This window comes from Methylosinus sp. shoA (assembly GCF_059718125.1).
The window spans coordinates 3,470,895-3,495,074 of record NZ_AP046091.1; the positions used below are offsets into that span (position 1 = coordinate 3,470,895).

Annotated in this window: 25 protein-coding genes; 22 read left to right on the top strand and 3 right to left on the bottom strand. The window is 65.7% G+C overall.

What is annotated here, in order from left to right:
• Nucleotides 1-138 precede the first annotated feature (138 nt).
• The gene (locus AC6IW9_RS16045; RefSeq protein ID WP_497772542.1) at nucleotides 139-462 is read left to right on the top strand and encodes a YnfA family protein; all 324 of its coding nucleotides are present in this window, start codon (nucleotides 139-141) and stop codon (nucleotides 460-462) included.
• Between the two features lie 113 nt (nucleotides 463-575).
• The gene (locus AC6IW9_RS16050) at nucleotides 576-2,204 is read left to right on the top strand and encodes an FMN-binding glutamate synthase family protein (protein WP_497765074.1); all 1,629 of its coding nucleotides are present in this window, start codon (nucleotides 576-578) and stop codon (nucleotides 2,202-2,204) included.
• Nucleotides 2,205-2,248: 44 nt separating this feature from the next.
• Here AC6IW9_RS16050 and AC6IW9_RS16055 read toward each other — a convergent pair whose 3' ends face one another.
• On the bottom strand, nucleotides 2,249-3,361 hold the full coding sequence (locus tag AC6IW9_RS16055; protein ID WP_497765077.1) for a hypothetical protein: 1,113 nt from the start codon (nucleotides 3,359-3,361) through the stop codon (nucleotides 2,249-2,251).
• Nucleotides 3,362-3,611: 250 nt separating this feature from the next.
• On the opposite strand from AC6IW9_RS16055, the gene map reads away from it, so the two are divergent.
• Nucleotides 3,612-4,448 carry a type I methionyl aminopeptidase gene (map, locus tag AC6IW9_RS16060; protein WP_497765079.1) on the top strand — a complete coding sequence of 279 codons (837 nt, stop codon included), beginning with the start codon at nucleotides 3,612-3,614 and terminating at the stop codon, nucleotides 4,446-4,448.
• A complete protein-coding gene (radC, locus tag AC6IW9_RS16065; protein ID WP_497765082.1) occupies nucleotides 4,445-5,170 on the top strand; it encodes a RadC family protein in 726 nt (241 codons plus the stop codon). The genes map and radC overlap by 4 nt, the downstream gene beginning before the upstream one ends.
• On the opposite strand, the gene AC6IW9_RS16070 is transcribed toward radC, so the two are convergent.
• Both AC6IW9_RS16070 and AC6IW9_RS16075 read right to left on the bottom strand, forming a co-directional pair.
• Nucleotides 5,163-5,675, bottom strand: coding sequence for a GNAT family N-acetyltransferase (locus AC6IW9_RS16070; RefSeq protein WP_497765085.1), 513 nt, complete (start codon nucleotides 5,673-5,675; stop codon nucleotides 5,163-5,165). The two genes, radC and AC6IW9_RS16070, sit on opposite strands and share 8 nt — an antisense overlap.
• Nucleotides 5,676-6,035: 360 nt before the next feature.
• Nucleotides 6,036-6,638 (bottom strand): pilus assembly protein PilZ, encoded by a 603-nt coding sequence (locus AC6IW9_RS16075; protein WP_497765088.1) that lies wholly within the window; start codon nucleotides 6,636-6,638, stop codon nucleotides 6,036-6,038.
• A gap of 295 nt (nucleotides 6,639-6,933) precedes the next feature.
• Here AC6IW9_RS16075 and crcB point away from each other — a divergent pair, with 295 nt between their 5' ends.
• The 18 genes from crcB (at nucleotide 6,934) to nuoN (ending at nucleotide 24,179) form a co-directional block, all read left to right on the top strand.
• A complete protein-coding gene (gene crcB / locus AC6IW9_RS16080) occupies nucleotides 6,934-7,317 on the top strand; it encodes a fluoride efflux transporter CrcB (RefSeq protein WP_497765089.1) in 384 nt (127 codons plus the stop codon).
• Nucleotides 7,314-8,408, top strand: coding sequence for an RluA family pseudouridine synthase (locus tag AC6IW9_RS16085; protein WP_497765091.1), 1,095 nt, complete (start codon nucleotides 7,314-7,316; stop codon nucleotides 8,406-8,408). The genes crcB and AC6IW9_RS16085 overlap by 4 nt, the downstream gene beginning before the upstream one ends.
• 21 nt (nucleotides 8,409-8,429) lie before the next feature.
• Nucleotides 8,430-9,245 (top strand): ATP12 family chaperone protein, encoded by an 816-nt coding sequence (locus AC6IW9_RS16090; protein WP_497765093.1) that lies wholly within the window; start codon nucleotides 8,430-8,432, stop codon nucleotides 9,243-9,245.
• Nucleotides 9,246-9,444: 199 nt separating this feature from the next.
• On the top strand, nucleotides 9,445-9,810 hold the full coding sequence (locus tag AC6IW9_RS16095; RefSeq protein WP_497765095.1) for an NADH-quinone oxidoreductase subunit A: 366 nt from the start codon (nucleotides 9,445-9,447) through the stop codon (nucleotides 9,808-9,810).
• Nucleotides 9,801-10,385, top strand: a complete 585-nt coding sequence (locus AC6IW9_RS16100) for a NuoB/complex I 20 kDa subunit family protein (RefSeq protein WP_018265967.1) — start codon at nucleotides 9,801-9,803, stop codon at nucleotides 10,383-10,385. The genes AC6IW9_RS16095 and AC6IW9_RS16100 overlap by 10 nt, the downstream gene beginning before the upstream one ends.
• Nucleotides 10,386-10,483: 98 nt before the next feature.
• Nucleotides 10,484-11,086: an NADH-quinone oxidoreductase subunit C gene (locus AC6IW9_RS16105; RefSeq protein ID WP_497765098.1), complete on the top strand. Its 603-nt coding sequence runs from the start codon at nucleotides 10,484-10,486 to the stop codon at nucleotides 11,084-11,086.
• 75 nt (nucleotides 11,087-11,161) lie between these two features.
• Nucleotides 11,162-12,352 (top strand): NADH-quinone oxidoreductase subunit D, encoded by a 1,191-nt coding sequence (locus tag AC6IW9_RS16110; RefSeq protein WP_497765100.1) that lies wholly within the window; start codon nucleotides 11,162-11,164, stop codon nucleotides 12,350-12,352.
• Nucleotides 12,353-12,979 (top strand): NADH-quinone oxidoreductase subunit NuoE, encoded by a 627-nt coding sequence (nuoE, locus tag AC6IW9_RS16115; RefSeq protein ID WP_497765102.1) that lies wholly within the window; start codon nucleotides 12,353-12,355, stop codon nucleotides 12,977-12,979.
• A 7-nt stretch (nucleotides 12,980-12,986) separates the two neighbouring features.
• On the top strand, nucleotides 12,987-14,291 hold the full coding sequence (nuoF, locus tag AC6IW9_RS16120) for an NADH-quinone oxidoreductase subunit NuoF (protein WP_497765104.1): 1,305 nt from the start codon (nucleotides 12,987-12,989) through the stop codon (nucleotides 14,289-14,291).
• A 6-nt stretch (nucleotides 14,292-14,297) separates the two neighbouring features.
• Nucleotides 14,298-14,609 carry a hypothetical protein gene (locus tag AC6IW9_RS16125; protein WP_497765106.1) on the top strand — a complete coding sequence of 104 codons (312 nt, stop codon included), beginning with the start codon at nucleotides 14,298-14,300 and terminating at the stop codon, nucleotides 14,607-14,609.
• Nucleotides 14,606-16,669, top strand: coding sequence for an NADH-quinone oxidoreductase subunit NuoG (nuoG, locus tag AC6IW9_RS16130; RefSeq protein WP_497765108.1), 2,064 nt, complete (start codon nucleotides 14,606-14,608; stop codon nucleotides 16,667-16,669). Before AC6IW9_RS16125 ends, nuoG begins: the two co-directional genes overlap by 4 nt.
• Nucleotides 16,670-16,681: 12 nt before the next feature.
• Entirely contained in the window at nucleotides 16,682-17,701 is a 1,020-nt protein-coding gene (gene nuoH, locus AC6IW9_RS16135; RefSeq protein ID WP_497765109.1) for an NADH-quinone oxidoreductase subunit NuoH, read from the top strand.
• Between the two features lie 13 nt (nucleotides 17,702-17,714).
• On the top strand, nucleotides 17,715-18,203 hold the full coding sequence (gene nuoI / locus AC6IW9_RS16140; protein ID WP_497765110.1) for an NADH-quinone oxidoreductase subunit NuoI: 489 nt from the start codon (nucleotides 17,715-17,717) through the stop codon (nucleotides 18,201-18,203).
• A gap of 50 nt (nucleotides 18,204-18,253) precedes the next feature.
• Entirely contained in the window at nucleotides 18,254-18,856 is a 603-nt protein-coding gene (locus tag AC6IW9_RS16145; RefSeq protein ID WP_497765111.1) for an NADH-quinone oxidoreductase subunit J, read from the top strand.
• Between the two features lie 13 nt (nucleotides 18,857-18,869).
• Nucleotides 18,870-19,178: an NADH-quinone oxidoreductase subunit NuoK gene (nuoK, locus tag AC6IW9_RS16150; RefSeq protein WP_497765112.1), complete on the top strand. Its 309-nt coding sequence runs from the start codon at nucleotides 18,870-18,872 to the stop codon at nucleotides 19,176-19,178.
• A gap of 6 nt (nucleotides 19,179-19,184) precedes the next feature.
• Entirely contained in the window at nucleotides 19,185-21,221 is a 2,037-nt protein-coding gene (gene nuoL, locus AC6IW9_RS16155) for an NADH-quinone oxidoreductase subunit L (RefSeq protein WP_497765113.1), read from the top strand.
• Entirely contained in the window at nucleotides 21,221-22,732 is a 1,512-nt protein-coding gene (locus AC6IW9_RS16160) for an NADH-quinone oxidoreductase subunit M (RefSeq protein WP_497765114.1), read from the top strand. The genes nuoL and AC6IW9_RS16160 overlap by 1 nt, the downstream gene beginning before the upstream one ends.
• Nucleotides 22,733-22,745: 13 nt before the next feature.
• Nucleotides 22,746-24,179: an NADH-quinone oxidoreductase subunit NuoN gene (gene nuoN, locus AC6IW9_RS16165; protein ID WP_497765115.1), complete on the top strand. Its 1,434-nt coding sequence runs from the start codon at nucleotides 22,746-22,748 to the stop codon at nucleotides 24,177-24,179.
• Nucleotide 24,180 lies beyond the last annotated feature (1 nt).

The following is a 24,180-nucleotide window of genomic DNA, read 5'->3' on the forward strand; positions in this document are numbered from 1 at the left end:
CTCGACGACCGCGGCGAGCCGCCGTCGCCGGGGCTGTTCGATCCGCTCGTTCTCGGGCAATCTGTCGCCGAGGATATGTCGACGAGAGGCCGCCGCGAACGGCGGGGCTCCGGGTTCGAGGCGGAGGAAGCGGACCAGATGACGAGCGTCGCCGCCTATGTTTGCGCCGCGCTGGCGGAAATCGCCGGGTGCTTTTCCTTTTGGGCGTGGCTCCGCCTCGGCAAGCCCGCGTGGTGGATCGCGCCGGGCATGCTGTCGCTGGCGCTGTTCGCCTTTCTGCTCACCCTCGTCGACAGCGCCGCCGCCGGCCGCGCCTATGCGGCCTATGGAGGCGTATACATCGTCGCGTCGATCGTCTGGCTCTGGGCGATCGAAGGGACGCGTCCCGATCAATGGGATCTGACAGGTGGCGCGATCTGCCTGGTCGGCGCCGGCGTCATTCTGCTCGCGGCTCGAAACTGAGCCGCCGCGTGGCGGAAACCGGCGCCTTTCGCGCGCTCTTGCCTCCCTCCGCTCGCGATGCGCATAGTATCGGGGAAGTGAGACCTCGGCCGGCGCCGGATCCTGGTGAAACGATGCGATCGACACGCCTGCTCCTTTTGCCTTTCACGCCGCGCCTCGTCATCCTCACCCTCTGCGTCATCGGCCTCGCGGGCTCGGCCGTCGCGGCGCGGGGCGAGTGGGCGGGGCCGTTCCTTCCGCCGATGCTCGTCTTCGGCGCCCTCTGCACGCTCGGGCTGCGCGACCTGCTGCAGACGGAACACGCCGTTTTGCGCGCCTATCCGATCAGCGGACATCTGCGCTTTCTGCTCGAGACCATCCGGCCCGAGGTGCGGCAATATTTCTTCGAGGACAATAAGGACGGCCGCCCCTTCAGCCGCGACCGCCGCGCCATCGTCTATCAGCGCGCCAAGATGAACGTCGACAAGCGCCCCTTCGGCGCCGAGGTCGACGTCTACGAAGACGGCTATGAATGGCTGCGCCATTCCATCGCGGCGCGGCGTGTCTCGGACGAGCATTTTCGCACGCGCGTCGGCGAAGCGCGATGCGCGCAGCCCTATGATATCTCGCTGTTGAATATTTCTGCGATGAGCTTCGGAGCGCTGAGCGCCAACGCCATTCGCGCGCTCAATCTCGGCGCGTGCAAGGGCGGCTTTGCGCAGAGCACGGGCGAAGGCGGCTTCAGCCCTTATCACCAGGAGGCGGGCGGCGACATCGTCTGGCAGATCGCCTCGGGCTATTTCGGCTGCCGCACGCGCGAGGGCGAGTTCGACGCGGAAAAATTCGCCACGGTCGCCGTGAACGAACAGATCAAGATGATCGAGGTGAAATTGAGCCAGGGCGCCAAGCCCGGCCATGGCGGCGTGCTGCCGGGCGCGAAGGTCACCGCGGAGATCGCGCGCATCCGCGGCGTGCCTCGAGGCGAGGACTGCGTGTCGCCGGCGACGCATTCGGCTTTTTCGACGCCGATCGAATTGCTCCAGTTCCTCGCGCGGCTGCGTAGGCTCTCGGGCGGCAAGCCGACCGGGTTCAAGCTCTGCGTCGGCCAGCCTTCGGAGTTTCTCGCCATCTGCAAGGCGATCGCGGAGACGGGGCTCGCGCCCGACTTCATCGTCGTCGACGGCAAGGAGGGCGGCACCGGCTCGGCGCCGATGGAGTTCATGGATCATGTCGGCATGCCGATGCGCGACGGACTCGCCTTCGTGCATCATGCGCTGATCGGGATCGGCGCGCGCGATGCGATCCGCATCGGCGTTGCCGGGCGGATCATCACGGCGTTCGATATGGCGCGTGCGCTCGCGCTCGGCGCGGATTGGTGCAACAGCGCGCGCGGATTCATGTTCGCGCTCGGCTGCATTCAATCGCAGTCCTGCCATACGGGCCGCTGTCCGACCGGCGTCGCGACGCAGGATCCGAGCCGCGCCCGCGCTCTCGTCGTCTCCGACAAAGCCGAGCGCGTCCGCAATTTTCATCGGGCAACGCTCGCGGCGCTCGGCGAGCTCGCGGCCGCCGCGGGGCTCGATCATCCGAGCGGCTTCGAGCCGGAGCATTTCTGCCGGCGCCTCTCGCCGCACGAGGTCGCGAGCTTCGCCGATCTCTATCCGGCGCCTGCGCCGGGCTCGTTCCTCGTCGGCGAGATCGACGCGCGTTTTTCCGCCGCATGGCGGCGCGCCCGCGCCGATTCGTTTCGGGCCGCCGAATGATTGAGACGGGCGCGCCACGAGGGCGCGCCCGCGATCTTCGCGGCTTATTTGCAGGACCCTTCGGGGTCGAGGCAGAAGGGCACGTTCACCCAGCTGAACAGCTTGGGCTTGCTCGGGTCGATCGTCAGCTTCACCCACTCCGCCGGCTTGGTCGTCGCGCCCTGAACCGTGATGCGCGTCAGATTGGGGACAGCCGGCGTCTTGTGGATCTTGCCCCGCAGGCTGGCCGGGTTGGCGAGCGGATGATCGGCTCCATAGACGTGGGAGTCGCCGTTGATGACCAGCACCGGCTTGTTGAAGAGCAGAGTCAGCCGGGCGAGCTCCTTGACGAAGGTCGTGTAGTGGTTGAGGCCGTCTCCGCCGGGCGCGATGGCGGTCAGATCCCACATGTCCGCCTGGAGGGCGACCACTACTCCGAGCGCGTTCAAGCTGTTGGCGAGCCTGAAAGCGGACTGGAGCCAGCGCGTGTCCGCGGCCATGCGGGCCTTGATCTCGGCCTTTCGCGCCGCCAGATTCTCGAAGGAGCCCCAGGCCAGGCCGTCATTGTTCGAGCCGGGCAGGTTGAGCGTGACGAACACGGTCTTCGCGTCCACCCAGATCAGGTTCTCGACGTAAGCGGCGTCGGCCGGATAGGCCTTCGACGCATAGTCCACCTGGCTGAAGACCTCCCTGTCGGCGAGGCCGAGGGTATGTCCCGGCCGAGCGAAGAACAGGGAGCGGATGCTGGCGAGCTCCTTGAGCGGGTCGCCGGCGGCGCCCGCCTTGGTCTTGTAACAGTCGGTCCATTCATTGTCGCCGGGCGTATAGACGACCGGCGCCTCGAATTTCTGGAAAATGGCGTAGATCTGCTGGTTCCAGCCGGGAACCGAGCTCTGGATCGGCGGCAGGATCTCGGCGCTGGTGCAGGGCGCGCTGCCCGAGTGAATATCGCCGACGTGCATCACGAGCTTCACGTCGGGGTCCGAATTGACCGAGTCGAGCAGCAGATTCGCATTGTTCAGGAGATTGGCGTTGTAGGGCCAATCGCCGAACACGGCGAGCGTGGTCTTGCCCGAATTGACGACCTGCGGCGTGATCACCTTTTCCTGCGCCGTCGCCGAGACGCCGGCGGCCAGGAAAGCCGCCGCGAGCGTGTATGAAAAGCATTTGGCGTACATTCGATATCCCCCCATTGCGCGCCGGAGGCCGCAGAGCGGCGATCCGGCGCTCCAGGATCGTGAGCGCCGGCGCGTTCGACCTAATGGCCGAGGTCCAGCCGGCCGGGCTCTAGGTCACGCGCGTGACAGGGGGATGTCGCGCCGGCGCGGCTGCGGCCGGCGCGCGGGGCGCGAAACCTTCTTGCTTTGCGCGGTCAGCAGCTTAACTTATAAGCAACGTCGACCCGAAAACCCGAGCAGAGAGACATTCATGACCTTCGTCGAGTCCCGCCTCGCGGGCTCCGGACGGCGGAGCGGCCAGATCAAGCTCCATGGATCCGAGGATTTCGAGGGCATGCGCCGCGCCGGGCGGCTCACCGCCGAGGCGCTCGACATGCTCGTTCCTCACGTGCGCCCCGGCGTCGCCACCAAGGCGCTCGACGATCTCGTCTTCGACTTCGCCATCGCCAACGGCGCCTATCCCGCCCCGCTCGATTATCGCGGCTATCGCAAGTCGATCTGCACTTCGATCAATCACGTCGTCTGCCACGGCATTCCGGACGACAAGCCGCTGCGCGAAGGCGACATCGTCAATATCGACGTCACCTTCATCGTCGACGGATGGCACGGCGATTCGAGCCGCATGTTCGCGGTCGGCGAAATTCCCCGCAGGGCCCAGCGCCTCATCGAGGTGACCTATGAATGCCTCATGCGCGGCATTGCGGTGGTGAAGCCCGGCGCCACGACGGGCGACATCGGCGCTGCGATCCAGCGCTTCGCGGAGGCCGAGCGCTGCTCCGTCGTGCGCGACTTCTGCGGCCACGGCCTCGGCCGGCTGTTCCACGACGAGCCCAACATCCTGCACTATGGCGTCGCCGGCCAGGGCGTGGAGCTGCGCCCCGGCATGTTCTTCACTATAGAGCCGATGATCAATCTCGGCCGCCCGCAAGTGAAGGTCCTCTCCGACGGCTGGACCGCCGTGACCCGCGACCGTTCGCTCTCGGCGCAATTCGAGCATTCGCTCGGCGTCACCGAGACCGGCGTCGAAATTTTCACCGCCTCGCCCGCGGGGCTCGACCTTCCGACGGCGTCCGCCCCCGCCTCATGACCGAGTCCGGCGCGCCAAAGGCCAAAGCGGCGGCCGGCCTGCGCGAGGAGGCCCCCCATTTCCACGGACACCGGCAGCGGCTGCGCGAGCGCTTCCTCGAAGCGGGCGAGGCCGCGCTCGCCGATTACGAGCTCTTGGAGCTGCTTTTGTTTCGCGCCATTGCCCGGCGCGACGTCAAGCCGCTCGCCAAGGCGCTGATCGCCCGCTTCGGCTCCTATTCGGAGGTGGTGACGGCGCGGCCCGAGCGGCTGCGCGAGATCGAGGGGCTCGGGGAGGCCGCCATCTGCGAGATCAAGCTCGTCGAGGCGGCGGCGCGCCGTCTCGCGCGCGGCGCATTGCAGAAACGGCCGGCGCTCTCTTCTTTCATGGATGTTCTGGACTATTGCCGCACGGCCATGGCCTACGCCGAGCGCGAGGAGTTTCGCATCCTCTTCCTCGACAAGCGCAATGCGCTGATCGCCGACGAGGTGCAGGGCGTCGGCACGGTCGACCATACGCCGGTCTATCCGCGCGAAGTGGTGCGCCGCGCATTGGAGCTCGGCTCCACGGCGCTGATTCTCGCGCATAATCACCCCTCCGGCGATCCGACGCCCTCGACCGCCGATGTGCGCATGACGCTCGACATCATCGCCATCGCTCAGCCTTTCGGCATCGCGGTGCACGATCATCTGATCGTCGGCCGCAACGGCCATGCGAGCCTCAAGGGGCTGAAGCTCATTTGAGCGCGCCTCGGTCGAGGCCGAGCGCCATCAGCGCTTCGTCGAGATAGTCGCCGTCCGCCGTGCGCGCGGCGCGGGGCTCGACGCCATAGGTCACAAAGCCCCATCGTTCATAGAAGCGCTGCGCGCGCGCATTGCCGTCGATGACGGTCAAAGTCACCATCTCGACGCGCCCGCGCGCTTCACCGAGCAGCGCGGACATGAGGCGGTCGCCGACGCCGGCGCCGCGATAGGCCGCGCGCAGATACATCCCCCAGAGCAGCGCCTTGTGCCGCGTCTTCGCGCCCGTGGAAAAGGCGAGGCCGGCGACGCCGACGAGAGTGTCGCCGTCGAAGGCGCCGAACACGGCGTCGCGCGAGAGCCGTGCTGCGACATCCGCGAGCGCGAGGCCGGCTTCGTCCTCGGGCGCGAAGCGGAACTCGCGGTCGTGCAGGCGAAAGCCTTCGATCCGCAGCGCGTGGAAAGACGCGGCGTCGGCGCGGCCGAGCCGCCGGATCGTGATGGACATCGAGCTGCCTCTGCCGGAGCGCGCGTTCGTCCTATCATAGCGACGCTCGGCGGAGAGCGCATGTTTCGTCAGCGCGGCCCATGACCGGCCCCGCCAGAGGCGCTTTTCGCCGAAGGCGAAAAGCCTCGAAGACGCTTCAGAGGGCGCGAGGCAGCCCACCCTTCGAGACGCCCGCTTCGCGGGCTCCTCAGGGTGAGGGGCTGTTTCTACAGGTGGTTGGATCGATCAGCCCCCTCATCCTGAGGCGCTTTTCGCCAAAGGCGAAAAGCTTCGAAGGATGCTCCAGAGGGCGCGCTGCGGCCGAGCCTTGCTCGCGTCGCGGGAAGGCGACGACCTCCGATAAAACGACGCGAAATCATATCAGAGCTCGATGTCCTCGTCGAAGCCTTCGAGCGGCAGCAGGCGGCGGAAGCGCACGGCGAAACCCTGTTCCGTCTGGCGGGCGACCTCCGCGATAGTCTTGCGGCCGAGCGTCACGGCGGCGCCGTCGGGCACCTTCACATTGGTCCGCACCGAGGCGCCGCTGCGCGAGAGATCGAGGATCTCACAGGGAAGCGTGACCCCCTGCACCGTGAAGGTGATGAAGCGCCGCCGCGGCGTCAGCCGCTCATGCGCGCGGAACGCCGCGCCGCCCGCCGCATGGCGCGACAGCCAGGCGAGCTGCATCGCCACATGGGCGCGGCCGCGGTCGGCGATCTCGAGATCGACGGTGAAGCCGCCGGCGAAGACGCGAATCACCGCGCCTTCGAATCTGCCCCATCGCTCGAGGTGAAGAACGATGCGCGCGCCGATGTCCGGGGCGTAATCGGCGCGCAGGGCGACGACCTCCGACGACATGTCGACCGCCCGGCAGAAATAATCGCGCCGGTCGGGCGCGGTGAAGCGGCCTTTGAAACGCGGCTCGGCGGCGGCGTCCAACGCGCTCCCGGGCTCCCGCCACGGGCGCAAATATGATTTTCGCACGGCCGTCGCTCCACATGCGCGGCGCACGCCGGCCCGCCGATGGGCCGGAGCGCGAAACCGATCCCGCCGGCCGGCGGGCCGACGCGATCTCCACTCAAATCCGATCATGCTCGATCCGGGCGCGGGCGGCCTTCGCTCCCGCGCCGGCGAGATCGGAACTCTATCATGGAGAGAGGCGAGTAAACCGGCCTTGAATCCGCTCGCTTCAATTTGAAGCCAATCGAAGCGAGCGCGTCCTTTTCCATCCCTTTCGCCGGCGCCGTGACGAAGCCGCGAGGCTGCGCTAAAAGGCGCTATGCGCACTGTCCTTCTCGTCTTTTTCGGCGCCGGCCTCGGCGGCGTCCTGCGACATTACGTCAATGTTTATTGCGCTCGCGCGCTCGGCTCTCAATTTCCCTGGGGCATATTCATCATCAATGTCACGGGCTCCTTCGCCATGGGGCTCGTGGCGGGCTATTTCGCCTTCAAATCCGGCCCGGGCTGGCCGCAGTCGCTGCGCCTGTTCCTGACCACCGGCATTATCGGGGGCTACACCACTTTCTCCGCCTTCTCGCTCGACGCGGCGACCATCCTCGAGCGCGGCGACATCGTCGAGGCTTGGCTCTATGTCACCGGCTCCGTCGGCCTCGCGATCCTCGCGCTGTTCCTCGGCCTTTCGATCATGAGGGCTCTCTCGTGAGCGCGACCACGCCTCGTCCCGCCGCCTCGACGTCCGTGCAGACGCTCACCGTCTCCGAGGACGAGGCGGGCCTCAGACTCGACCGCTGGTTCAAGCGGCGCTTTCCGGCGCTGGCCCTGTCACATCTCGCCAAGATCTGCCGCAAGGGCGAGGTGCGCGTCGACGGCAAGCGCGCCGACACCTCGACCCGGCTGGAGCAGGACCAGAAAATCCGCGTGCCGCCGCTGAAGATCGACAGCGCCGCCGCGCCGACGATTCTCCGCGTCGCTCCCGAGGACGCGCGCGTCCTCGCCGAGATGACGCTCTACGAGGACGCGAGCCTCATGGTGCTGAACAAGCCCTACGGTCTCGCCGTGCAGGGCGGCTCGGGCATGAAGCGCCATATCGACGGCATGCTCGGATCGCTGGCCAAGGGGGATATGCGGCCGGTGCTGGTGCATCGGCTCGACCGCGACACCTCCGGCGTGCTGCTCATCGCCAAGAATCGGCGCACTGCGGCCGAGCTCGGCGAGATTTTCCGCTCGCGCCAGGCGCAGAAAATCTATTGGGCGATGGTCGAGGGCGTGCCCAAGCCGGCCCAGGGCCGGGTCTCGCTCTATCTCGCCAAGGGCGCCGGGATGGGCGACGAACGCCCCGCGCGGCCGGACGCCGAACGCCGCGACGCCGCGGACGCGCGCGAAAAAATGCGGGTGGCGCGGCATGGCGAGGAGGGCGCGCAGCACTCGCTCACTTATTATGCGATCGTGGAGAAGGCCGCGCCGCGCTGCGCCTGGCTGTCGATGAAGCCGCTCACCGGCCGCACCCATCAGCTGCGCGCCCATGCCGAGGCGATCGGCTGCCCGATCTTCGGCGATCCGAAATACGGCCACAGGGCCGAAGACGACGTGCGCCGCCGCGATCCCCTGCGCGCCATGCCCGACGGGCTGGAGCGCAAGCTCCACCTGCTCGCCCGGCGGCTCATCCTGCCCCATCCCAAAGGCGGCGTCCTCGACGTGACCGCGCCGCTGCCGCCGCATATGCAGAAGAGCTGGGACGTCTTCGGCTTCGACCCGGGGCGCGAAGACCCCATATTGTCGGCGCCGGACGCCTGAGCCGCGCCGAAGGAGAGCCCCATGGCCGCCGACAACGACAATTTCATCGACGGTCTGTTCGTGGCGGAGCAGGAGCGCAATCCGCTCCGCGCCGCGGGGCAGGGCGCGCGCCCAGAGCTGCCGAAACGCTTCTATGAGACGGCGGAGGCGCGCGAAACCGAGGACGGCTTCGCCGTGCTGCTCGACGGCAAGGCGGTGAAAACGCCCGGCCGCCGGCCGCTGGCGACGCCCTGGCGCGAGCTGAGCGCCGCGCTCGCGGCCGAATGGGCGGCGCAGGGCGAACGCCTCGACCCCGCCGTCATGCCTTTGACGCGGCTCGTGAATACGAGCCTGGACGGGGTCGCCGGGCGCATGGCCGAGGTCGCGGCCGACATGGTCAAATACGCCGGCTCCGATCTGGTGAGCTATCGGGCCGGCGCGCCGGCCGGCCTCGCCGCGGCGCAAGCCGAGGCGTGGGACCCGCTGATCGCTTTCGCCGAGGAGCGTCTCGGCGCCCCGCTCGCCTCGACCGAGGGGATCGTGTTCGTCGCGCAGCCGCCGGAGGCCACGGAGGCCGTGGCGAAGGCCGTGCGCGATTACGTGGGAGCGGACGCCGGCGCGCCCTTCCGCCTCGCCGCCCTGCATGCGATGACGACCTTGACCGGCTCCTGCGTCATCGCTTTGGCGGTGGCGCTGTGCGAGATCGGGCTCGAGGCCGCCTGGGCCGCCGCCCATGTCGACGAGGACCATCAGATGAAGCTCTGGGGCGCGGATGCGGAGGCGTTGGAGCGGCGCGCCCGGCGCTTCGACGAGATGCGGGCGGCGGCGAAGATCGCCGCCGCGACCTCGCCCGCCTGAATTACGGGCGCCTCGGGCAAATTTTCGCCGAAGCTGCGGGCGAGCGGACGGAAAGCCGGCGCAAACCCTTCGGCGCGGACGAGCTTGTCTCTTGCTTTGATCTATACGCTTTGTTACGGAACGCGCGGCCGGACGGCGCCCCGGTTCCCGACCCCCGTAGACGCGCGCCGCCCTCCGCCGCCCAACGTCGGACTTCGCCATGCCAGGCCTTCTCGAACAATATCTGCCGCTCGTGATCTTCATCGCCCTCGCGGCGATCATCGCCGGCGCGCTGCTCGTCGCCCCCTTCCTGCTCGCCTTCAAGGCGCCCGATCCGGAGAAGCTCTCCGCCTATGAGTGCGGCTTCAACCCCTTCGGCGACGCGCGCATGAAATTCGACGTGCGCTTCTATCTGGTGGCGCTGCTGTTCATCGTCTTCGACCTCGAGGTCGCCTTTCTCTTTCCCTGGGCGGTCGCCTTCAAGGAGGCGGGGAGCTTCGGCTTCTGGTCGATGATGTTCTTCCTCGGCGTGCTGACCGTCGGCTTCGTCTATGAATGGCGCAAGGGAGCGCTCGAATGGGATTGATCACGCGCCAGAGCCCGACTCTCGTCGCGCCGTCCGCGAAGGGCCTCGTCGATCCGCGCACCGGCAAGCCGGTCGGCGCCGACGACCCGTTCTATCTCGGGCTCAACGACGAGCTCGCCGACAAGGGCTTTCTCGTCACCGCGACCGACGACCTCATCAATTGGGCGCGCACCGGCTCGCTGATGTGGATGACCTTCGGCCTCGCCTGCTGCGCGGTCGAGATGATCCAGGCGGCCATGCCGCGCTACGACCTCGAGCGATTCGGCTTCGCCCCGCGCGCCAGCCCGCGCCAGTCGGACGTCATCATCATCGCGGGCACGCTCACCAACAAGATGGCCCCGGCGCTGCGCAAGGTCTACGACCAGATGCCGGAGCCCCGCTACGTCATCTCGATGGGCTCCTGCGCCAATGGCGGCGGCTACTATCATTATTCCTATTCGGTCGTGCGCGGCTGCGACCGCATCATTCCGGTGGACATCTATGTCCCCGGCTGCCCGCCTTCGGCCGAGGCGCTCGTCTATGGCGTGCTGCTGCTGCAGAAGAAGATCCGGCGCAGCGGGACGATCGAGCGGTGACGTTCCGCGCCTCTGCCGAGGCGCGCTTGAAAAAAGCGAGGACGAAGCGAACCGACGCGCGACGAGCCGTCGGTTTCTTCTAGTGAGGTGAGCCTTTCATGAGCGCGGAACTCGAATTGCTCGGCGAGAAGGTGGCGGCCGCCCTGCCAGGGGCGGTGACCGGCTTGAAAATCGCCTATGGCGAGCTCGCCGTCGAGGTGGAGCGCTCGCGCTGGCTCGACGCCGCGCGCGTGCTGCGTGACGACCCGGACTTGCTCTTCGTGAGCTTCATCGACATCACCGCCGCGGATTATCCCGAGCGCGAGCAGCGTTTCGACGTCGTGCTGCATCTCTTGTCGCCCAAGCGCAATCAGCGCATCCGCCTGAAGACGCAGACCGACGAGGCGACGCCGGTCGCGTCGCTGACGAGCCTCTATCCCGGCGCCGACTGGTTCGAGCGCGAGACCTATGACCTCTTCGGCGTCCTGTTCGACGGCCATCCGGACCTGCGCCGCATCATGACCGACTACGGCTTCGACGGTCATCCGCTGCGCAAGGACTTTCCGATGTCCGGCTATGTCGAGGTGCGCTACGACGACGAGCGCAAGCGCGTCGTCTATGAGCCGGTGAACCTCACGCAAGAATATCGGAAGTTCGACTTCCTGTCGCCATGGGAGGGCGTTCAGTACGACCTTCCCGGCGATGAAAAAGCGAGCAAGTGAAAGAGCGCGTGAAATGAACTTCCGGCTTCCTTCCGCTGCTTACTACGCCTCTCTTCCCCGTCTGGGACTGTCTCTATGAACGACCAGAGCCTCCGCAACTTCAATCTCAACTTCGGCCCGCAGCATCCGGCGGCGCATGGCGTGCTGCGTCTGATCCTCGAGCTCGACGGCGAGGTGGTCGAGCGCTGCGATCCGCATGTCGGCTTCCTGCATCGCGGCACCGAAAAGCTGATGGAGGCGCGCACCTATTTGCAGAACGTGCCTTATTTCGATCGGCTCGACTATTGCTCGCCGATGAATCAGGAGCACGCTTTCTGCCTCGGGATCGAGCGCCTGCTGGGCGTCGAAGTTCCCCGCCGCGGCCAGCTGATCCGCGTCCTCTATGCCGAGATCGGCCGTCTGCTGTCGCATCTCCTCAATGTCACTTCGCAGGCGATGGACGTCGGCGCGCTCACGCCGCCGCTCTGGGGCTATGAAGAGCGCGAGAAGCTCATGGTCTTCTATGAGCGGGCGAGCGGCGCGCGCATGCACGCCAATTATTTCCGTCCCGGCGGCGTCGCCCGCGATCTGCCCGATAGACTCGTCGAGGACATCGGCGCTTTCTGCAAGCCCTTCCTGAAAGTCTGCGACGATCTCGAAGAGCTGTTCATCGGCAACCGCATCTTCAAGCAGCGCAACGCCGACATCGGCGTGATCTCGCTCGAGGACGCGTGGAAGTTCGGCTTCTCCGGCGTGATGGTGCGCGGCTCTGGCGCGCCATGGGATCTGCGCAAGTCGCAGCCCTATGATTGCTACGAGGAGATGGATTTCGACATTCCCGTCGGCAAGAATGGCGACTGCTACGACCGCGCGGTCATCCGCATGGAGGAGATGCGCCAGTCGACGCACATCATGCGGCAGTGCGTCGAAAAATTGCTGACGGCCGAGAATCGCGGCCCCGTGGCGACGGTGAACAACAAGATCTGCTCGCCCCCTCGCGCCGAGATGAAGCGTTCGATGGAGGCGCTCATCCATCACTTCAAGCTCTATACCGAGGGCTTCAAAGTGCCGGCCGGCGAGGTCTATGCGGCGGTCGAGGCGCCCAAGGGCGAGTTCGGCGTCTATCTCGTCTCCGACGGCGGCGACAAGCCCTATCGCTGCAAGATCCGAGCGCCGGGCTTCGCGCATCTCCAGGCCATGGATTTTCTCTGCAAGAACCATCTGCTGGCCGACGTATCGGCGATCCTCGGTTCGCTCGATATCGTCTTCGGGGAGGTCGATCGCTAAATGTCCATACGTCGTCTCGCCGAGCAGCAGCCGGACAGCTTCGAGTTCACGCCCGAGAACCTCGCGTGGCTCGCAAAGCAGATCGCCAAATATCCCGACGGGCGCCAGGCCTCCATGGTCGTGCCGGCCCTGTGGCAGGCGCAGAAGCAGAATGACTACTGGCTGCCGCAGAAGGCGATCGAAAAGGTCGCGGACACGCTCGGCATGCCCTACATCCGCGTGCTCGAGATCGCGACCTTCTACACGATGTTCAATCTCGAGCCGGTCGGAAAATTCTATGTCCAGCTCTGCGGCACGACGCCCTGCATGCTGCGCGGTTCGGACGAGCTGATCGCCGTGCTCGAGCGTCGTGTAGGCCCGCAGCGCCATGTGACGGCGGACGGCCTGTTCTCCTGGCTCGAGGTCGAATGCCTCGGCGCCTGCTGCAACGCGCCGATGGTGCAGATCAACGACGATTATTACGAAGATTTGACGGCCGAGAATTTCGAGAAGCTTCTCGACGATCTCGCCGCCGGCCGGCCGGTGAAGACCGGCTCGCAGACGGGCCGCGTCTCCTCGGAGCCCGCGGGCGGACTGACGAGCCTCGCTTCTTTCTACGGCGACGGCGCCAAAGCGCAGGCGGAGTGAACTCGATATGCTCGCCGACAAGGATCGCATCTTCACAAATCTCTACGGCTATGGCGACCGGGGCCTCGCCGGCGCCCGCGCGCGCGGCCAGTGGGACGACACCAAGGCGCTGCTCGCGCTCGGCCGCGACAAGATCATTCAGGAGGTCAAGGATTCCGGACTGCGCGGACGCGGCGGCGCCGGCTTCTCCACCGGTCTCAAATGGTCCTTCATGCCCAAGACGCCCGACCCTGCGCGTCCTTCCTATCTCGTCATCAACGCCGACGAGTCGGAGCCCGGCACCTGCAAGGACCGCGAGATCATGCGCAACGACCCGCATACGCTGGTCGAGGGCGCCCTCGTCGCCTCCTTCGCCATGGGCGCGCACGCCTGCTACGTCTATGTGCGCGGCGAGTTCATCGCCGAGCGCGTCGCGCTGCAGCGCGCCGTGGACGAGGCCTATGAGGCGAAGCTCATCGGCAAGGACAATGTCCACGGCTATCCCTTCGACCTCTATGTGCATCACGGCGCCGGCGCCTATATCTGCGGCGAGGAGACGGCGCTGATCGAGAGCCTCGAGGGCAAGAAGGGCATGCCGCGCCTGAAGCCGCCCTTCCCGGCCAATGTCGGCCTCTACGGTTGCCCGACCACGGTCAACAATGTCGAATCGATCGCGGTCGTGCCGACTATCTTGCGGCGGGGGGCGAGCTGGTTCGCCGGCATCGGCAAGCCCAACAATACGGGCACCAAGCTCTTCTCCATCTCCGGCCATGTGAACAAGCCGTGCAATGTGGAAGAGGCGATGTCGATCCCCTTCCGCGAGCTGGTCGACCGCCATTGCGGGGGCGTGCGCGGCGGCTCCGACAATCTGCTCGCCGTCATTCCGGGCGGCTCCTCGGTGCGCCTCGTGCCGGCGGATCAAATCCTCGACTGTCCGATGGATTTCGACAGCCTCGTGAAGCTCGGCTCCGGCCTCGGCACGGCGGCGGTAATCGTGATGGACAAGTCGACCGACATCATCCGCGCCATCGCCCGCATCTCTTATTTCTACAAGCATGAGAGCTGCGGCCAATGCACACCGTGCCGCGAGGGCACGGGGTGGATGTGGCGCGTCGTCACCCGCATGGCCGAGGGCCGCGCGCACAAGCGCGAAATCGACATGCTGTTCGACGTGTCGAAGCAGATCGAGGGGCATACGATCTGCGCGCTCGGCGATGCGGCGGCCTGGCCGATCCAGGGTCTCATCAATCATTTCCGCGGCGAGATCGAGAAGCGCATCGACCGCTATTCGGCCAATCCGCATCCCGAGCCGGTGCAGGTTGCGGCGGAGTAGGAACCGATGGCCGAGCCGGAGAATCTCGTTCTGGAGCTGCTTCGCGAGATGCGCGCGGATATCCGGCGCATATGTGAAGAGCTGGGCGAGCGGCAGGACGGCCAACGTGGCGTCAAGGAAGACATTCGAGGCCTGCGGGTCGTGCAGGACAGCCATAAGCTGAAGCTCGACTTTCTGGAGGAGCACGGCGAAATGCCGCGCGAGTCGACGATGACCGCCCTCGGCTTCGCGGTCGACGCGAGCGAACGGAAGAAGAAGATCGAGACGCAGCCCGCGGACTTGCGCGAGCGCGTCGAGAGGTTGGAGAAGGCCAAGTGACCAGAATTCTCGTCGATGACGTCGAGGTCGACGTTCCGGCCGAATATACGCTGCTGCAGGCCTGCGAACAGGCCGGCGCCGAGATTCCGCGCTTCTGCTTCCATGAACGCCTATCGATCGCCGGCAATTGCCGCATGTGCCTCGTCGAGGTGAAGGGCGGTCCGCCCAAGCCCGCGGCCTCCTGCGCCATGTCGGTTCGCGACCTGCGTCCCGGCCCCAATGGCGAGCCGCCACAGGTCTTCACCAAATCGCCCATGGTGAAAAAAGCGCGCGAAGGCGTGATGGAGTTCCTGCTCGTCAACCATCCGCTCGACTGTCCGATCTGCGACCAGGGCGGCGAATGCGATCTGCAGGATCAGGCGCTCGCCTTCGGCGGCGACAGCTCGCGCTACGCCGAGAACAAGCGCGCGGTCGAGGACAAGTATATCGGCCCGCTCGTCAAGACGGCGATGAACCGCTGCATCCATTGCACCCGCTGCGTGCGCTTCACGGCGGAGATCGCCGGCACCAGCGACATGGGCGCGATCGGCCGCGGCGAGGATATGGAGATCACCACTTATCTGCAGACGGCGATGACCTCCGAGCTGCAGGGCAATGTGACCGATCTCTGCCCCGTCGGCGCGCTGCTGCCCAAGCCGCAGAATTTTCGCGCGAGGCCGTGGGAGTATCAGAAGACCGAGACGATCGACGTGCAGGACGCGCTCGGCTCGGCGATCCGCGTCGACGCGCGCGGCCGCGAGGTGATCCGCATTCTTCCCCGCCTCAACGAGGCGGTGAACGAGGAGTGGATCTCCGACAAGACGCGCCAGGTCGTCGACGGGCTCAAGGTTCAGCGTCTCGATCGTCCCTATATTCGCGAGAACGGCCGCCTGCATCCCGCCTCGTGGCAGGAGGCGATCGGCGTCGTCTCCGCCAAGGCGAAGGCGACGTCCGCGGACAAGATCGGCGCGCTGGTCGGCGATCTCGCCGCGCTCGAGGAAATCTATGCGCTGAAGCTCCTCGTTCAGGGACTCGGCAGCGCGCATCTCGACGCCCGTCAGGACGGAACCAAGCTCGACCCGCGCTTCGGCCGCGCGTCCTATATCTTCAACGTGACCGTCGCGGGCATAGACGCAGCCGATTCGCTGCTGATCATCGGCTCCAATCCGCGCAAGGAAGCGCCGGTGCTCAATGCGCGCATCCGCAAGCGCTGGCTGCGCGGCAACTTCCCCGTCTCGCTCGTCGGCGAGCGCGTCGATCTCACTTACGACTACGATTATCTCGGCGCCGGACCGGACTCGCTCGCGCGTTTCCTCGAGAGCGCGCCGACCGGCTCCTCGAAGCGCATCGTGCTGATCGGCCAGGGCGCGCTGACGCGGCCGGACGGCCGCGCCATCCTGGCGCTCGCCGCGCAGATCGCGAAGAAGCACGGCGCGCTCGCAGACGGATGGAACGGCTTCAGCGTTCTGCACACGGCCGCCGCGCGCGTCGGCGCGCTCGATCTCGGCTTCACGCCGGGGCAGGGCGGGCTCGACGCCGGCGAAATCGTGAAGGCCGGCGCGCTCGACCTCGTCTTCAATCTCGGCGCGGACGAGATCGCGATCGAGCCCGGCGCCTTCGTCGTCTATATCGGCACGCATGGCGACAAGGGCGCGCATCGCGCCGACGTCATTCTGCCGGGCGCCGCCTATACGGAAAAATTCGGCCTCTATGTGAATACGGAAGGCCGCGTGCAGGAGGCGTTGCGCGCGACCTTCCCGCCGGGCGACGCGCGCGAGGATTGGGCCATTCTGCGTGCGCTCTCCGGCGCGCTCGGCGCGCCGCTTCCTTTCGATTCGCTCGCGCAATTGCGCGCCGAGCTCGCCGAGGCGCATCCGCATCTCGGCAAGCTCGACCAGATCGCACCGGGCAACGTCGCCGATCTCGAGGCGCTGGCGCTGCAGCCGGCGACGGCGTGGAAGGACGAATTCGCCTCGGCCATCGCCGATTTCTATCTCACCAATCCGATCGCCCGCGCCTCGGCCACGATGGCCGAATGTTCGGCGCTCGCGCAGGGCCGGTTCGCCCGAGCTGCGGAATAGGAGCTCAAAGACGTGATCGACGGCTGGCTGCTGACCCTTCTCATCATCATCGTCAAGAGCGTCGTTCTCACCGTCGCTCTGCTGATCTATCTCGCCTATGCGATCTATATCGACCGCAAGGTATGGGCGGCGGTGCAATTGCGCCGCGGCCCCAATGTCGTCGGACCCTGGGGACTGCTCCAGAGCTTCGCCGACATGCTCAAATTCGTGCTGAAAGAGCCGGTGATTCCGGACACGGCCAACAAAGGCGTGTTCCTCCTCGCGCCTTTCGTCACGGCCATGCTCGCCGTCGCCGCCTGGGCGGTCATCCCCGTCTCCGACGGCTGGGCCGTCGCCGACATCAATGTCGGCATTCTCTACATCTTCGCGATCTCTTCGCTCGGCGTCTATGGCATCATCATGGGCGGCTGGGCGTCGAACTCGAAATATCCCTTTCTCTCGGCGCTGCGCTCGGCTGCGCAGATGGTGTCCTACGAGGTCTCGATCGGCTTCGTCATCATCACCGTTCTGCTCTGCGCCGGCTCGCTGAACCTCACCGAGATCGTCCGCGCGCAGGACACGCAATATGGCATGCTCGGCTGGTATTGGCTGCGCCTGCTGCCGATGTTCGTGATCTTCTTCATCTCGGCGCTCGCCGAGACGAATCGCCCGCCCTTCGATCTCGTCGAGGCGGAATCGGAGCTCGTCGCGGGCTTCATGATCGAATATTCGGCGACGCCCTATATGCTGTTCATGCTGGGCGAATATGTCGCGATCCTCACGATGTGCGCGCTGCTGACGATCCTGTTCTTCGGCGGCTGGCTGCCGCCGTTCCACATCGCGCCGCTCGATCTCGTGCCGGGCGCGATCTGGTTCGTGCTCAAGGTCACTTTCTTCTTCTTCCTCTTCGCCATGGTGAAGGCCTTCGTGCCGCGCTACCGCTACGACCAGCTGATGCGGCTCGGATGGAAGGTGTTCCTGCCCATTTCTCTCGTCATGGTGATCCTCGTGGCCGCCGTGCTGCAATTCGCCGGCTCGGCGGGCGCGAACTAAGGGAGACGCCGTCATGAAGCTCGATCAAGCGGCCAAGTCGCTCTTCCTCACCGAATTCATCGCCGCCTTCTTCCTGTCGATGCGCTATTTCTTCAAGCCGAAGGCGACACTCAACTATCCGCACGAGAAGAACCCGATCTCGCCGCGCTTTCGCGGCGAGCATGCGCTGCGCCGCTATCCCAATGGCGAGGAGCGCTGCATCGCCTGCAAGCTCTGCGAGGCGATCTGCCCGGCGCAGGCCATCACCATCGAGGCCGGTCCGCGCCGCAACGACGGCACGCGGCGCACGACGCGCTACGACATCGACATGGTGAAATGCATCTATTGCGGCTTCTGCCAGGAGGCCTGCCCGGTGGACGCCATCGTCGAGGGGCCGAACCAGGAATTCGCGGTCGAGACGCGCGAGGAGCTCTACTACAACAAAGAGCGCCTGCTCGAGAACGGCGCGCGCTGGGAGCGCGAGATCGCGCGCAACATCGCGCTCGATTCGCCCTATCGCTAAACGCGAGGACAGGCCGGACGCTACGAGGCTGCGAGAAGAGGAACGACAAAGTGGCTGCAGCATTCTTCTATCTTTTCTCGGCGATGCTGATCGCATCGGCTTTCGCGGTGATCGTCGCGCGCAATCCGGTCCATTCGGTGCTCTATCTCATCCTCGCCTTCGTCAATGGCGCGGGACTGTTCCTGCTCGCGGGCGCCGAATTCCTCGCCATGATCCTCATCGTCGTTTATGTCGGCGCGGTGGCGGTGCTCTTCCTCTTCGTCGTGATGATGCTCGACGTCGACTTCGCCGAGCTGCGGCAGGGCTTCACCAAATATCTGCCCATCGGCGGCGCGGTCGGCGCGGTGGTGCTCATCGAGCTCGGTCTCGTCGCGGTCGGCTGGCAGAGCGCTCCGAGCGCGCTCGAGGCGGCGCAGACGCCGATCGCCGCCGGCGTCAGCAATACGGCGGCGCTCGGCCAAGTGCTCTACACGAAATATTTCGTGTTCTTCCAGGCCTCGGCCCTGGTGCTGCTCACCGCGATGATCGGCGCGATCGTGTTGACGCTGCATCACCGCCCCGGCGTCAAGCGACAGAACATCGAAGAGCAGAACGCGCGCACGCGCGAGAATGTCATCGAGATCAGAAAAGTGCCCTCGCGGGCGGGCGTCTGAAGGAAGCGCAGCAATGGCCGTAGGTCTCACCCATTACCTCGTCGTCGCGGCGATCCTGTTCACCCTCGGCGTCGCGGGCATCATCCTCAACCGAAAGAACATCATCATCATATTGATGTCGGTCGAGCTGATCCTGCTGTCGGTGAACATCAATCTCGTCGCCTTCTCGGCCGCGCTCGGCGATCTGACCGGACAGGTGTTCGCTCTGTTCATCCTGACGGTGGCGGCGGCGGAGGCGGCGATCGGCCTCGCCATTCTCGTCACCTATTTCCGTAACCGCGGCACCATCGCGGTCGAGGACATCAACTCTCTGAAGGGCTGAGCGCCGATGATCCAAGCTATCGTCTTCCTGCCGCTCATCGGCTTTCTCATCGCCGGCCTGTTCGGAAGGCGCATCGGCGCGCGCGCCTCCGAGCTCGTGACGACGACGCTTCTGTTCATCGCGGCCGGCTTCTCCTGGATGGTGTTCTTCGACGTGGCGCTCGGCCATGGCCATGCGAGCGCGCCCGTGCTCGCCAATTGGTTCACCTCCGGCAAGCTCAGCGTCGACTGGGCGTTGCGCGTCGACACGCTGACGGCGGTGATGCTCGTCGTCGTCAACAGCGTCTCCGCGCTCGTGCATCTCTACTCCGTCGGCTATATGTACGAGGATCCGCACCGTCCGCGCTTCTTCGCTTATCTGTCGCTCTTCACCTTCGCCATGCTGACGCTGGTGACGGCCGATAATCTCGTGCAGATGTTCTTCGGCTGGGAGGGCGTCGGCCTCGCGTCATATCTCCTCATCGGCTTCTGGTATCAAAAGCCCTCGGCCAACGCCGCGGCCATCAAAGCTTTCGTCGTCAACCGCGTCGGCGATTTCGGCTTCGCGCTCGGCATTTTCCTCGTCTTCCAGCTCACCAATTCGGTGAGCTTCGAGCAGGTGTTCGCCGCCGTCCCCGGGCTCGCCGGACAGAAGATCCATGTGTTCGGCGCCGATTTCGACGCGCTGACTTTGGCGACCTTCCTGCTCTTCACCGGCGCGATGGGCAAATCCGCGCAATTCCTGCTGCACACCTGGCTGCCCGATGCGATGGAGGGCCCGACCCCGGTCTCCGCCCTCATCCACGCCGCGACGATGGTCACCGCCGGCGTCTTCATGGTCGCGCGCCTGTCGCCGATCTTCGAATATGCGCCGGACACGCTCGCCTTCGTCACGCTGATCGGCGGCGTGACCGCTTTCTTCGCGGCGACGATCGGACTCGTGCAGAACGACATCAAGCGCGTCATCGCCTATTCGACCTGCTCGCAGCTCGGCTATATGTTCGTCGCCGAGGGCGTCGGCGCCTATTCGGTCGGCGTGTTCCATCTCTACACCCACGCCTTCTTCAAGGCGCTGCTGTTCCTCGGCGCCGGCTCGGTCATCCATGCGATGCACCACGAGCAGGATATGCGGAACATGGGCGGACTGTGGAACAAGATTCCCGTCACCTTCGCCATGATGACGATCGGCACTCTGGCCCTGACCGGCTTCCCTTACACGGCCGGCTATTTCTCCAAGGACCAGATCATCGAGGCGGCCTTCGCCGCGAGCGCCCATCATCACATCGCCTTCTTCGCTTTCATCTCGACTGTCGTCGCGGCGGGCCTCACCTCCTTCTATTCCTGGCGTCTCGTGTTCATGACCTTCTTCGGCAAGGCCGAAGAGGCGCATGGCGATGCGCACGGCCATGCGGCGCATGGTCATGACGATCACGCCCACGGCCATGATGAACATGCTCACGACGAACACGCGCATGGCGATCACGGCCATGGCCATCATGCGCCGCACGAGTCGCCGATCGTGATGCTGGTCCCGCTCATCGTGCTGTCGATCGGCGCGCTCGGCGCTGGCGCCGCATTCGAGGGCTTCTTCTCGGGCCACGCCTATGACGAGTTCTGGAAGGGCGCGATCTATACCGGCCAGGAGAACCACATCCTGCACGCGATGCACGAGATCCCGCATTGGATCTCCTATGCGCCGACGGCGATGATGGTCACGGGCTTCCTCGTCGCGCTCTATGTCTATCAGCTCGCCCCGGGAACGGCGCAGAAGATCGCGGGCGCCTTCCCGAAGCTGTACCGGTTCCTGCTCAACAAATGGTATTTCGACGAGCTCTATGATGCGATCTTCGTGCGCCCCGCCTTCGCGCTCGGCCGGATCCTATGGAAAGGCGGCGACGGCCGCATCATCGACGGCCTCGGCCCCGACGGAATTGCGGCGCGCGTCGTCGACGGGGCGCGGCTCGCCGTGCGCCTGCAAACCGGCTATGTCTATCATTACGCCTTCGCCATGCTGATCGGCGTCGCGGCGTTCGTCACCTGGTTCGTCGCAGGAGGTCTGCGCTGATGTTCGGTTTCGGCATTCTCACGGGCCTCACCTTCCTGCCGCTCGTCGGCGCGGCCTTCATCCTGACGCTGAAGGGCGAGGACGAAGCGACGCTGCGCAACGCCAAATGGGCGGCGCTGCTGACGACGATCATCGTCTTCCTGCTGTCGCTGGTCGTCTGGGGACGTTTCGACACGGCGAGCGCCGCCTTTCAGCTCGTCGAGCAGAAGGGCTGGTTCGGCTCCGGGCTCACTTATAAGATGGGGGTCGACGGCTTTTCCGTTCCCTTTGTCCTGCTGACGACATTCCTGACGCCCTTCGCGATCCTCGCCTCCTGGGAGTCGGTGAAATTCCGCCTGAAGGAATATCTCGTCGCCTTCCTCGTGCTCGAGACGCTGATGATCGGCGTGTTCTGCGCGCTCGACCTCGTGCTGTTCTACCTCTTCTTCGAGGGCGGCCTCATCCCGATGTTCCTGATCATCGGCATCTGGGGCGGCAAGAGGCGCGTCTATGCGAGCTTCAAATTCTTCCTCTACACGCTCGCCGGCTCGCTCTTGATGCTGATCGCGATCCTCGCGATCTATGCCAAGACTGGCACGACCGACATCGCCATTCTGCTCGAGACCAAGTTCCCGCCGGAGATGCAGAGCTGGCTGTGGCTCGCCTTCTTCGCCTCTTTCGCGGTGAAGATGCCGATGTGGCCGGTCCACACCTGGCTGCCGGACGCTCACGTCGAGGCGCCGACCGCGGGCTCGGTGATCCTCGCGGCGATCCTGCTCAAAATGGGCGGCTATGGCTTTATCCGCTTCTCTCTGCCCATGTTCCCCGACGCCTCGGCGCAATTCGCGCCGCTCGTCTTCGCGCTGTCGGTGATCGCGGTCGTCTACACCTCGCTGGTCGCGCTGGTGCAGGAGGACATCAAGAAGCTGATCGCCTATTCATCGGTCGCGCATATGGGTTTCGTCACCATGGGCCTGTTCACCATGACGACCCAGGGCCTGCAGGGCGCCATGTTTCTGATGATCTCCCACGGTTTCGTATCCGGCGCGCTGTTCCTCTGCGTCGGCGTCATCTACGACCGGATGCACACGCGCGAGATCGCCGCCTATGGCGGTCTCGTCAACCGCATGCCGCTCTACGCCTTCACCTTCATGGTGTTCACTCTGGCGAATGTCGGCCTGCCGGGCACGTCGGGCTTCGTCGGCGAATTCCTGACGCTCGTCGGCGCCTTCGTCGCCAACAGCTGGGTGGCGCTGTTCGCCACCACCGGCGTCATCCTGTCTGCGGCCTATGCGCTCTATCTCTATCGCCGCGTGATCTTCGGCCCGCTCGACAAGCCGAGCCTCGCCACGATCCAAGATCTCACGGCGCGCGAGCTGGTGCTCTTCGTCCCGCTGATCGCGCTCACCATCTATTACGGCGTGAAGCCGGGGCCGATCCTCGAAGCGTCGGCGGCCTCTGTCGCCAATCTCCTGCAAACCCACACGGCCCTGGCGGACGCGCTCAAAGTCGCGGCCCGGGCCGCTCAATGATCGGTCGCCGACAATGTCGTTCACAACCGCTCTCGCGCATCACTTCCTGCCCGAAACCATACTCGCGCTCGGCGTGCTCGCGCTGATCCTCGTCGGCGCCTTTCGCGGATCGCGCGCCTTCGGTCTCGTCAACGAGCTGGCGATCGGACTGCTCGGCCTCGCCATTCTGACGCTGCTGTTCGGCGGCGACACACAGGCCTCGCTGTTCGAGGGCGCCTTCGTCGACGACGCCTTCGCCCGCTTCGTGAAGATCCTCACGCTCCTGGGCTCGCTGGTGACGATCATCATGTCGCGCGACTATCTGCAGCGCGCCAAGCTCGGCAATTTCGAATTTCCGGTGCTCGTGCTGCTGTCGACGCTCGGCATGCTGCTGCTCGTTTCGGCCGATAATCTCATCGCGCTCTATCTCGGCCTCGAGCTGATGTCGCTCGCGCTCTATGTCGCCGCTGCTTTCGCTCGCGACGACGCCCGCGCGTCCGAGGCGGGCCTCAAATATTTCGTGCTGGGCGCGCTCTCCTCCGGCATGCTGCTCTACGGCTCGTCGCTGCTCTACGGCTTCGCCGGAACCATCTCCTTCGACGGCATCGCCAAGTCCATCACCGGCGCGCCGCCGCTCGGCGTCGTCTTCGGCCTCGTCTTCGTGCTCGCCGGCCTCGCCTTCAAAATGTCGGCTGCGCCGTTCCATATGTGGACGCCCGACGTCTATGAGGGCGCGCCGACTCCGGTCACTGCCTTCTTCGCCTCGGCGCCGAAGATGGCTGCTGTCGCGATCACCGCGCGCATCGTCGTCACCGCTTTTCCGGGCATCGCCGCGCAATGGCGGCAGATCGTCGTCTTCCTCGCCATCGCGTCGATGCTGCTCGGCGCCTTCGCCGCGATCGGCCAGACCAGCATCAAGCGCCTGATGGCCTATTCTTCGATCGGCCACATGGGCTTCGCCCTCGTCGGCCTCGCGGCGGGCGACGAAGAGGGCGTACGCGGCGTCGCCATCTATCTCGCCATCTATCTGGTGATGACGCTCGGCGCTTTCGCCGCCATTCTTCAGATGCGCGTCGAGGGCCGGCCGGTCGAGAGGATCGCCGATCTCTCGGGGCTGTCGCGCAACAATGGCGCGGCGGCCTTTTTCCTCGCCATGCTGATGTTCTCGCTCGCGGGCGTGCCGCCGCTCGCCGGCTTCTTCGCGAAATATTACGTGTTCCTCGCCGCCGTGGACGCCGGGCTCTATGCGCTCGCCATTCTCGGCGTGCTGGCGAGCGCGGTCTCCGCCTATTATTATCTCCGCGTCGTGAAGGTGATGTATTTCGACGAGCCTGCGCCGGCTTTCGATCACTCGCCTCTGTCGTTGCGCGCCGTTCTCGCCGTCTCGACCGTCTTCCTGCTCGGTTTCTGGCTCTATCCGGCGCCGGTGGTGGAAGCGGCGACCGCGGCCGCCAAATCCTTGTTCTGAC

Coding starts and splice junctions, on each gene's coding strand:
- AC6IW9_RS16050 (WP_497765074.1), top strand. CDS start 576: ATGCGATCGACACGCCTGCTCCTTTTGCCTTTCACGCCGCGCCTCGTC.
- nuoE (WP_497765102.1), top strand. CDS start 12,353: ATGTCCATACGTCGTCTCGCCGAGCAGCAGCCGGACAGCTTCGAGTTC.
- AC6IW9_RS16110 (WP_497765100.1), top strand. CDS start 11,162: ATGAACGACCAGAGCCTCCGCAACTTCAATCTCAACTTCGGCCCGCAG.
- nuoL (WP_497765113.1), top strand. CDS start 19,185: ATGATCCAAGCTATCGTCTTCCTGCCGCTCATCGGCTTTCTCATCGCC.
- crcB (WP_497765089.1), top strand. CDS start 6,934: ATGCGCACTGTCCTTCTCGTCTTTTTCGGCGCCGGCCTCGGCGGCGTC.
- nuoN (WP_497765115.1), top strand. CDS start 22,746: ATGTCGTTCACAACCGCTCTCGCGCATCACTTCCTGCCCGAAACCATA.
- map (WP_497765079.1), top strand. CDS start 3,612: ATGACCTTCGTCGAGTCCCGCCTCGCGGGCTCCGGACGGCGGAGCGGC.
- AC6IW9_RS16105 (WP_497765098.1), top strand. CDS start 10,484: ATGAGCGCGGAACTCGAATTGCTCGGCGAGAAGGTGGCGGCCGCCCTG.
- nuoI (WP_497765110.1), top strand. CDS start 17,715: ATGAAGCTCGATCAAGCGGCCAAGTCGCTCTTCCTCACCGAATTCATC.
- AC6IW9_RS16070 (WP_497765085.1), bottom strand. CDS start 5,675: ATGTCCATCACGATCCGGCGGCTCGGCCGCGCCGACGCCGCGTCTTTC.
- radC (WP_497765082.1), top strand. CDS start 4,445: ATGACCGAGTCCGGCGCGCCAAAGGCCAAAGCGGCGGCCGGCCTGCGC.
- AC6IW9_RS16095 (WP_497765095.1), top strand. CDS start 9,445: ATGCCAGGCCTTCTCGAACAATATCTGCCGCTCGTGATCTTCATCGCC.
- AC6IW9_RS16055 (WP_497765077.1), bottom strand. CDS start 3,361: ATGTACGCCAAATGCTTTTCATACACGCTCGCGGCGGCTTTCCTGGCC.
- nuoF (WP_497765104.1), top strand. CDS start 12,987: ATGCTCGCCGACAAGGATCGCATCTTCACAAATCTCTACGGCTATGGC.
- AC6IW9_RS16160 (WP_497765114.1), top strand. CDS start 21,221: ATGTTCGGTTTCGGCATTCTCACGGGCCTCACCTTCCTGCCGCTCGTC.
- AC6IW9_RS16045 (WP_497772542.1), top strand. CDS start 139: ATGACGAGCGTCGCCGCCTATGTTTGCGCCGCGCTGGCGGAAATCGCC.
- nuoK (WP_497765112.1), top strand. CDS start 18,870: ATGGCCGTAGGTCTCACCCATTACCTCGTCGTCGCGGCGATCCTGTTC.
- AC6IW9_RS16125 (WP_497765106.1), top strand. CDS start 14,298: ATGGCCGAGCCGGAGAATCTCGTTCTGGAGCTGCTTCGCGAGATGCGC.
- AC6IW9_RS16090 (WP_497765093.1), top strand. CDS start 8,430: ATGGCCGCCGACAACGACAATTTCATCGACGGTCTGTTCGTGGCGGAG.
- AC6IW9_RS16100 (WP_018265967.1), top strand. CDS start 9,801: ATGGGATTGATCACGCGCCAGAGCCCGACTCTCGTCGCGCCGTCCGCG.